9 protein-coding genes and 1 riboswitch are annotated in these 9923 nt (G+C 33.4%); of the genes, 8 read left to right on the top strand and 1 reads right to left on the bottom strand.

The window, feature by feature from the left end; all coding sequences use genetic code 11:
- Positions 1–61: 61 nt before the first annotated feature.
- Complete coding sequence (locus AB2369_RS07865; RefSeq protein ID WP_367665930.1) at positions 62–1348, bottom strand: adenylosuccinate synthase; 1287 nt, start codon at positions 1346–1348, stop codon at positions 62–64.
- Between the two features lie 616 nt (positions 1349–1964).
- Between AB2369_RS07865 and AB2369_RS07870 the strand changes: the two genes are divergently transcribed.
- The 8 genes from AB2369_RS07870 (at position 1965) to AB2369_RS07905 (ending at position 9886) form a co-directional block, all read left to right on the top strand.
- The gene (locus AB2369_RS07870) at positions 1965–3134 is read left to right on the top strand and encodes an NADP-dependent malic enzyme (RefSeq protein WP_367665931.1); all 1170 of its coding nucleotides are present in this window, start codon (positions 1965–1967) and stop codon (positions 3132–3134) included.
- 222 nt (positions 3135–3356) lie between these two features.
- Positions 3357–3534: riboswitch (Lysine riboswitch) on the top strand.
- 278 nt (positions 3535–3812) lie between these two features.
- Positions 3813–4199, top strand: a complete 387-nt coding sequence (locus tag AB2369_RS07875; RefSeq protein ID WP_367665932.1) for a hotdog fold domain-containing protein — start codon at positions 3813–3815, stop codon at positions 4197–4199.
- Positions 4200–4216: 17 nt separating this feature from the next.
- Positions 4217–5041, top strand: coding sequence for a 3-keto-5-aminohexanoate cleavage protein (locus tag AB2369_RS07880; protein WP_367665933.1), 825 nt, complete (start codon positions 4217–4219; stop codon positions 5039–5041).
- Positions 5042–5046: 5 nt separating this feature from the next.
- The gene (locus AB2369_RS07885; RefSeq protein ID WP_367665934.1) at positions 5047–5709 is read left to right on the top strand and encodes a CoA transferase subunit A; all 663 of its coding nucleotides are present in this window, start codon (positions 5047–5049) and stop codon (positions 5707–5709) included.
- A complete protein-coding gene (locus tag AB2369_RS07890) occupies positions 5702–6367 on the top strand; it encodes a CoA transferase subunit B (RefSeq protein WP_367665935.1) in 666 nt (221 codons plus the stop codon). Before AB2369_RS07885 ends, AB2369_RS07890 begins: the two co-directional genes overlap by 8 nt.
- Positions 6368–6399: 32 nt before the next feature.
- Positions 6400–7434, top strand: a complete 1035-nt coding sequence (locus AB2369_RS07895) for an L-erythro-3,5-diaminohexanoate dehydrogenase (RefSeq protein WP_367665936.1) — start codon at positions 6400–6402, stop codon at positions 7432–7434.
- Between the two features lie 123 nt (positions 7435–7557).
- Entirely contained in the window at positions 7558–8808 is a 1251-nt protein-coding gene (gene ablA / locus AB2369_RS07900; RefSeq protein ID WP_367665937.1) for a lysine 2,3-aminomutase, read from the top strand.
- A gap of 46 nt (positions 8809–8854) precedes the next feature.
- On the top strand, positions 8855–9886 hold the full coding sequence (locus AB2369_RS07905) for a hypothetical protein (protein ID WP_367665938.1): 1032 nt from the start codon (positions 8855–8857) through the stop codon (positions 9884–9886).
- Positions 9887–9923: the final 37 nt, after the last annotated feature.

Raw genomic sequence — 9923 nt, forward strand, 5'->3', positions numbered from 1 at the left:
ATTTTAAGTAAAAAAATTGGGCTGTCTCACTTTTTATTGTGAGACAGCCCCTTTTCATATACTATATGTCTGAAATCATCATAGTTTGATCTCTTCTTGGACCAACAGAAACTATTGCTATTTTAACTCCAGTAAATTCTTCTATTCTCTTTAAATATTTCTTTGCATTCTCTGGAAGATCTTCATAGCTTCTAGCATCTGCAACCTCTTCTCCCCAGCCTTCAAACTCTTCATAAACTGGTTCACACTCAGCTAAATCTTCAAGGCTTGCTGGGAAGTAATCTATAACATCTCCATTAAACTTGTATCCAACACAAACCTTTATCTTCTCAAGTCCAGCTAATGTATCTATTTTTGTAACAGCAAAGGATGTTAATCCGCATACTCTAGCTGTTGTCTTTAATATTACAAGGTCAAGCCATCCACATCTTCTTGATCTACCTGTGGTAACTCCATATTCATGACCCTTTTCTCTTATCCACTCACCAGTTTCATCATTTAACTCTGTTGGGAATGGACCTTTACCAACTCTTGTAGTATACGCCTTTGCTATTCCTATAGCATTAGTTATCATATTAGGACCTATTCCAACCCCACTACAAACTCCACCTGAAGTTGTATTAGAAGATGTAACATATGGATAAGTTCCATGGTCTATATCAAGAAGCATTCCTTGGGCTCCTTCAAATAATACCTTCTTACCTGCTTTAATCTCATCATATACCCTTACAGATACATCTTTTACATAAGGTCTTAATCTCTCTGCGTATTCTAAATACTCATTATATATTTCATCAAAGTTTAACTCTTCACCATTTAAAACATCAATTATGTACTTATTTTTAGATTCTATGTTTTCCTTTAGCTTTTCTTTAAATACTTCTTTATGCATTAAGTCACATACTCTTATTCCGCATCTTTCATATTTATCAGTATAGCAAGGACCTATCCCCTTACCTGTTGTACCTATATCATTTTTCCCTCTTGCCTTTTCCTTTAAAGAATCAAGTGTTCTATGATAAGGCATAATTAAATGAGCTCTATCACTTACAATTAATCTATCTGGAGTTATATCTACACCTAATCCCTTTAGGTAGTCTATTTCTGTAAAGAATGCCTTTGGATCTACAACTAATCCGTTCCCTATAACATTTAATTTATTTTCATAAAGAACTCCTGAAGGAATCAAGTGAAGCTTATATTGCTTATCTCCAACCTCTACAGTATGACCTGCATTGTTTCCTCCTTGGTATCTAACAACTACATCTGCACCTTCTGCAAGATAGTCTGTCATCTTACCTTTTCCTTCATCTCCCCATTGTGCTCCTACAACTATAAATGCTGACATATAAAAACCTCCATTCTTAAATGAGCTAAATTATTGAAAAATTCTTAATTAATGCCTAATTTTTATATAATAGTCATAAATTTAAAAGTTATAAAATAAGTTTTCCCTAAAAAACTTATTTAATTTATTCAGGGATATTTTCCCCATTTAAAATACTATCAAAGTGAAAGTTAATAGTCAATAAATTTACGAACATTTTATTGCAATTCCCAGTTAAACTTCGCTATATTTTAATTTATTCAACTTTTACAGTTATATTATTTATGTATTGATAAGCTTAGTTGTAATCTATTATTCTTATAGGGTTCTTGATTCAAAACTTATCTTATTCACTACTCAAAATCCAAGGTTTTAAAGTATTAAAGTGTATGTATAAGTTAAGATTTAAGCTAAAAACCCTATAAATTTTAATATAAACTCTTAACTTATTCATGAAAAATTTTATAATACTTATCAATAAAAATACATTGTTAGAAATTTAATTTGTATATAAGAATAATTTTTAGATAAACTTCTAAACTTATTCTTATATATAAACTTTAAGGATAATTTATATGGAACATATGTTAAAATTAATATATAAGAAACTAATATTTACTGTTTGGAGGAGATTCACATGAATATTTACGAAGAAGCTCTTAAATTCCATGAAGATCACAAAGGAAAAATCGAAGTCATAGCAAGGGCTGAGGTTAAAGATTCAAAGGATTTAAGTCTTGCTTACTCCCCTGGAGTTGCACAGCCTTGTCTTGAGATTCAAAAAAATCCTGACCTAGCATATAAATATACAAGAAAATGGAATACCATAGCTGTTATATCAGATGGTTCAGCAGTTTTAGGACTTGGTGATATAGGTCCTTTAGGTTCCCTGCCAGTAATGGAAGGAAAATCAATGCTATTTAAGGTTTTTGGAGATGTTGATGCCTTTCCAATAGTTCTAGATACAAATGATGTAGATGAAATCGTTGAAACTATAGTTAGAATATCCCCTTCTCTTGGTGGTATAAATCTTGAAGATATATCAGCTCCTAGATGTTTCGAAATAGAGAAAAAACTTAAGGAGAGATTAGATATACCTGTATTCCATGATGATCAGCATGGAACTGCTATAGTTACTTTAGCTGGTCTTATAAATTCTTTAAAGCTTGTTAATAAGAAAATGGAAGATTTAAAAGTAGTTATGAATGGTGCTGGTGCTGCTGGTGTTGCTATAGCTAAACTTTTAATCTCCTGTGGAGTTAATAATATAATAATCTGTGATAGAAAAGGTGCTATATACAAGGGAAGAGAAGGAATGGATGAGTCCAAGTCCGCTCTTGCTGAGATAACTAATAATACAGAAGCTGGGTCTTTAGAGGAAGTATTAAAAGGTGCTGATGTATTCATAGGTGTTTCTGCTGCAAATTGTGTATCACAGGAAATGGTAAAATCCATGAATAAAGATGCTATAATATTTGCAATGGCAAACCCTACCCCTGAAATATTCCCAGAGGATGCTAAAGCTGCTGGTGCAAAAGTAATTGGTACCGGAAGATCTGATTTCCCTAACCAGGTTAACAATGTTCTTGCCTTCCCTGGAATATTTAGAGGTGCTTTAGATGTTCGTGCAAGTGAAATTAATGAAGAAATGAAGATTGCTGCAGCTCACGCTATAGCAGACTCTATAAAGGATGAAGAGTTAAATTCAGACTATATAATTCCTAAATCCTTTAATAAAGATGTTCAACATAAGGTTGCTGAAGCAGTAAAAGAAGCGGCTATAAAAAGTGGTGTAGCAAAAATATAGAACTTTAATTAGTTAAGCTTTAACCTAAAAATTAGGGATGGTTTATGATGTATAGATATACGTTATAAGCCATCCCTTTATTAATTTTTTAAATTTGATAAATTTCTGTCATAAAAAGTTAAATTATCGCATATGTAGTAAAAAGAAACATTAATTTATTGACATTTAATACCTAAGATAATATAATAATATTGTGAAAATTAAAATAATTTAAAATTTATAGACATAAGTAGAGGCGCGAATAAGCTGGTAGTTAAAAAGTGTTAAGAAGAAGAACCTTCAATATTTTTAATGAATTTCTTATTTGCCGAAAGGTTTATTATGTTCTTATAATAAATCTTGGGGGTAGGATACAAAAGTTTTACTCTTGCCATGGATTCCATGGAGAGCTATTTATGTGATGAAAGAATTTTTCATTGCATAGATAGTAATATTATAATTGTTATCTAGAGCACTGAAAATTTCAGTGCTCTTTTTATTTACATTATATCTTATCTATAAATTTATGTAGTGTTTATCTGATGGCTAGGAGCTGTAACACCCTCATCCTCTTAAAAGGTTGGGAATAACAGTTGCTACGCCCCTAGATTAACTCATCTAACCCTCAGATGGTGGAAAAAACACCACCTGAAGGAAGATTCGTTCTATATTTAATTAAAAGAGAGGGGGATATATATTATGAAATCATTAATAAGACTTAGAATGAGTAGTCATGATGCTCATTATGGAGGTAACTTAGTAGATGGGGCAAGAATGCTTCAATTATTTGGAGATGTAGCTACTGAGCTTCTTATACTAAGAGATGGAGATGAGGGTTTATTTAGAGCCTATGAACAAGTTGAGTTTCTTGCTCCTGTATATGCGGGGGACTATATAGAAGCTGTTGGAGAAATCATAGAGGAAGGTAACTCTTCTAGAAAAATGAAATTTGAAGCTAGAAAAGTTATAGTTCCAAGACCAGATATAAATGATTCAGCTTGTGATTTACTAGAAGAACCTATAGTTGTTTGTAAGGCTATAGGAACCTGCGTAGTTCCTAAGAATAAACAAAGAAATAATAAGTAAATACGGAGGTTTTTTTAATGGAAAAGCTTATAATTACAGCTGCAATTTGTGGTGCTGAGGTTACAAAGGAGCATAATCCAAATGTTCCTTACACTGTAGAAGAAATAGCGAGAGAAGCTGAGGCTTGTTATAAAGCTGGTGCTAGTATAATTCACCTTCATGTTAGGGAGGATGATGGTACTCCAACCCAGAGTAAGGACAGATTTAAACAATGTATAGATGCAATAAAGGAAAGATGTGCTGATGTAATAATACAACCTTCTACTGGTGGTGCTGTTGGTATGTCCGATGAGGAAAGACTTCAACCTATATATTTAAATCCTGAAATGGCTACCTTAGATTGCGGAACTTGTAATTTTGGTGGAGATGATATATTTGTAAATACTGAAAATACCATAAAGTATTTCGGTAAAAAAATGATAGAACTAAATATCAAACCTGAGGTAGAGGTTTTTGATAAAGGAATGATTGATAGTGCTATAAGACTAAATAAAAAAGGGTATATAAATAGTCCAATGCATTTTAACTTCGTTATGGGAGTTAATGGTGGAATATCTGCTACACCTTTTGATTTAACCTTTATGGCTCATAGCATTCCATGTGATAGTACCTTTACTGTATCTGGTATAGGAAAATCTGAGTTCCCAATGGCAGCTGTGGCAATAGTTCTTGGTGGACATGTTAGGGTTGGATTTGAAGACAACGTTTACACATCTAAAGGAAAACTAGCAAATTCAAATTCAGAACTAGTTGAAAAAGTAGTAAGAATATCTAAGGAACTTGGACGTGAAATAGCCTCTCCTAAGGAAGCAAGAGAAATTTTAGGTTTAAAAGGAGTGTAAATATCATGAAAAAAGTTAAAACCTTAGAGGAAATCAAATCTTTATTTAAAGATGACATGACCATAATGATTGGTGGATTTCTTGGTAATGGAGCTCCACTTAAACTCATTAATGCTTTAGTTGAAAAGAATGTTAAAAACTTAACTATAATAGGCAATGATACATGCTTTGAAAACCAAGGAGTTGGTAAACTTTTAGCTAATGGTCAAGTTAAAAAAATAGTTGCCTCCTATATAGGTGGTAATGCTGAAACTGGAAGGCTTATGAATGATGGTAAGCTTGAAGCTGAACTAATTCCTCAAGGATCTCTAGCTGAAAAGATTAGGGCTGCTGGAGCTGGTCTTGGTGGAATATTAACTCCAACAGGGGTTGGAACTATTGTTGCAGATGGCAAAAAGAAAATAATAATGAATGACAAAGAATACCTTATTGAAACACCACTTAAAGCTGATTTAGCTTTAATAAAGGGAAGCATTGTAGATGACTTTGGAAATATTGTGTATAAGGGTACTACTAAAAACTTTAATACCTCCATGGCTTTAGCTGGAGATATGGTTGTAGTTGAGGCAGAATCCTTAGTTAAATCTGGAGAAATAGATCCTGATCTTATTCACACTCCTGGAGTTGTTGTAGATTATATCTTTAAGGAGGACAAGTGCAATGATTAATGATCCTAAGCTTATAAAAGAAACCATAGCGAGAAGAGTTGCTAAAGAACTTAAAGATGGTCAACTTGTAAACCTAGGTGTTGGACTTCCAACTATGGTTGCAAACTTTATTCCAGAGAATATGGAAATATTTCTTCAATCTGAAAATGGAATGGTAGGTATGGGGCCTTCCCCTGAAAAGGGTGAGGAAGATACAGATATAGTAAATGCAGGTGGTCAGTATGTATCTATAACTAAAAAAGGTGCCTTCTTTGACAGTGCAACTTCCTTTTCCTTAATAAGAGGTGGACATGTAGACGTAACTGTTCTTGGTGCTCTTCAAGTAGATGAGGAAGGAAATCTTGCCAACTGGATTATACCTGGAAAAATGGTTCCTGGTATGGGTGGTGCTATGGATTTAGTTACCGGAGCAAGACGTGTTATTGTAGCAATGCAGCATACTGGTAAAGGTCAAATAAAGATATTAAAGAAATGTACTCTTCCTTTAACTGCTAAGAATGCAGTACATTTAATAGTTACAGAGCTTGGGGTTATGGAAGTAACTAATGAGGGATTAGTTCTTCGTGAAATCCACAAAGACTCTTCCATAGATGAGATACAATCTTTAACTGAGGCTAAGCTAATTATACCTAATGATATAAAAACCATGGATTTTTAATATTAAATAGTATTTTAGAGGGGGACAAGATAATGGCAAAAGGATGTAAATATGGAACTCATAGAGTATTAGAACCGAAAGGGGTTTTAACTCAAGCTGCTTATAAAATAAATAGCAATATGGAGATTTTCTCTAATGAAATATTAGTAGATGTTCATGCTCTTAATATAGATTCTGCTTCCTTCACTCAAATAGAAGAAGAAGCTAATGGAGATATAGGAAAAATTAAAGAAAAAATAATGGCTATAGTAAGTGAACGTGGAAAAATGCAAAACCCTGTAACAGGTTCTGGTGGTATGTTCATAGGTACTGTATGCCAAATAGGAGAAGACTTAAAGGATAGAGACTTAAAGGTTGGAGATAAGATAGCTTCCTTAGTTTCTTTATCACTAACTCCACTTAAAATAGAAGAAATCTTAGATGTTAAAAAAGATATAGATAGAGTTGAAGTTAAGGCTAAAGCTGTATTATTTGAAAGCGGAATATATGCAAAGCTTCCAAGTGATATGTCTGAAACTCTAGCTTTAGCAGCATTAGATGTAGCTGGTGCTCCTGCTCAAACAGCTAAACTTGTAAAACCTGGTCAAAGTGTATTAATTCTTGGAGCTGCTGGAAAGTCTGGAATGTTATGTTGCTACGAGGCTATGAAAAGAGTTGGACCTACAGGTCGTGTTATAGCAATGGTTAGAAAAGAAGCTCAAGCTAAGAGTCTTAAAGAGTGGGGATTATGCCATGAAGCTATAATAAGCGATGCTGGAAAGCCAATAGATGTATTAACTAAAACTTTAGATGCAAACTGTGGACGTGAAGTAGATATATCTATAAGCTGTGTAAATATACCTAACACTGAAATGTCTTGCATCCTACCTGTAAAGGATGAAGGAATAGTTTACTTCTTCTCTATGGCTACAAGCTTCACTAAAGCAGCTCTTGGTGCTGAGGGTGTAGGAAAAGATGTTACTATGATAGTTGGAAATGGATATACTAAGGACCACGCTGAAATAACTCTTTCTGAACTACGTGAAAGTGCTACTTTAAGAGAGATATTTGAAAAGCTATATATTTAATACCTAAAACAAAAACTCCTCTAACCTTTATATAACTAGCGGTTAGAGGAAAAGTTAAATATTAAAAAAATTCACCAATAAAATTATATCATATTTATAGAATACTAGGGGGTAAATACTACAATGAAAGTGAATAGGCGCTTTGAATTATTTAAAGATGTTACTGATGAACAATGGAATGATTGGAAATGGCAACTTAAAAATAGAATAGAGACCTTAGAGGAATTAAAAAAATATATACCCTTAACTGAAGAGGAAGAAAACGGAGTTAAAAACGTTCTGGGGACTTTAAGAATGTCCATTACTCCTTACTATCTATCCTTAATTGACCCTAACGACCCTAATGATCCTATAAGAAAACAAGCAATACCAACTGGCCTTGAACTTCATAAGTCCTGTGCTGACCTTGAAGATCCTCTACATGAAGATGAGGATTCACCGGTTCCTGGACTTACTCATAGATATCCAGATAGAGTTCTTCTTCTTATAACTGATCAATGCTCTATGTACTGTAGACACTGTACAAGAAGAAGATTTGCAGGTCAACATGATACTTCTTTACCTATGTCTCAAATAGACAAGGCTATTGAGTATATAAGAAATACTCCTCAGGTTAGAGACGTTCTTTTATCTGGTGGAGATGCTCTTTTAGTATCTGATGAAAAACTTGAGTATATAGTAAGCAAACTTCGTGAGATTCCTCATGTGGAGATAATAAGAATAGGATCTAGAACTCCTGTGGTTTTACCTCAAAGAATAACTGATGGATTAGTGAATATGCTAAAGAAATATCATCCAGTATGGCTTAATACTCACTTTAATCATCCTAATGAAATAACTGAGGAAACTAAGGCTGCTTGTGAAAAGATGGCAAATGCAGGTATCCCTCTTGGAAACCAATCAGTTCTATTAAGAGGTGTTAATGACTGTGTTCATGTGATGAGAGAGTTAGTTCATGGCCTAGTTAAAATAAGAGTTCGTCCTTATTATATTTATCAATGCGACTTATCTATGGGACTTGAGCACTTTAGAACTCCTGTAGCTAAAGGTATTGAGATAATTGAAGGATTAAGAGGACATACTTCTGGATACTGTGTTCCAACCTTTGTAGTTGATGCCCCTGGTGGAGGTGGAAAAACTCCTGTTATGCCAAACTATGTTATATCTCAAAGCCATAATAAGGTTATATTAAGAAACTTTGAGGGAGTTATAACAACTTACATGGAGCCTGATGAGTACCATAGTGATTGTCATTGTGAAATTTGTTCTGGCAAGAAAAATTACAAGTACACTGGGGTAGCTAGCCTTGCTCAAGGAGATAGGATGTCTCTGGAGCCTGAAGGATTAGCTAGAAAAGAAAGAAATCAACACTAATAGCTTTCGACTTTAATTTATTGATTATTTATTTAGGAGAATATAAATGACAAATAAACATCTTATTGATCTTATAAGAGACTACTCTCTCTTATCAATAATAGGTATGGATAAAAATGTTGGTAAAACCACAGTTCTTAATTATATTATAAATAACCTAGGTGAAGATAAGCTTCCTCTTGGACTTACTTCAATTGGCCGTGATGGAGAAGATGTCGACTTAGTAACAAACACTCCAAAACCTAGAATTTATGTACCCTGTGGTAGTCTTATTGCAACAGCAAGACAATGTTTATCCTATGGTGATATTACAAGAGAAATCCTATTAACAACCGGTATTCATACCTCAATGGGGGAAATTATAATTCTTCGTGCTCTAAGTGACGGATATGTAGACCTTGGTGGTCCTTCACTAAATAGTCAAATGAATGAAGTATGCTTAAGGCTAAAGGCTCTTGGTTCCTCCTTAACTATTGTAGATGGGGCTTTAAGTAGAAAAACTTTTGCTTCCCCCACAATTACTGAGGCTACAATTTTATCTACAGGTGCTTCCTTAGATAAAAATATGAACAAGGTTGTTGATAAAACTATTTTTGGGGCAGAACTTCTATCCTTACAAAGAGTAGAAGATGAGAATATAATAAACCTTTGTAAATCTTTTGATTCATCCCATAGAGTTACCTTAGTCTACAAAAATAAAGAGTTTAAGCATTTAGGGGTAAGTACCTCATTAAATGCTTCTAAGGAAATAATAGATAACTTTGATTTATCCATATCTTATATCTATATAAAAGGTGTGGTTTCAGATATACTCCTAAATGACTTAATAAAAGAATGTAATGTGAAGAATCTTACTATCATAGCTGATGATGGTACTAAATTATTTATAAAAAGAGAAACGTTAAATAAACTGATCCTTAAAGGTGGGGCTCTAAGGGTATTAGAGCCCATAACCTTACTTTGTATTACATGTAATCCAAAATCACCTTATGGATATCAATTTAACGGTAAAGAGTTTATAAAAGCTTTAAAAGAAAATACTTCTCTACCTGTGTTTGATGTATTAGGGGGTGATTAAAATTCATTTTTTAGATAAATCTCAAAGAGATCAAATT

This window comes from Clostridium sp. (genome assembly GCF_040797585.1).
Taxonomy (GTDB): domain Bacteria; phylum Bacillota; class Clostridia; order Clostridiales; family Clostridiaceae; genus Clostridium_Z.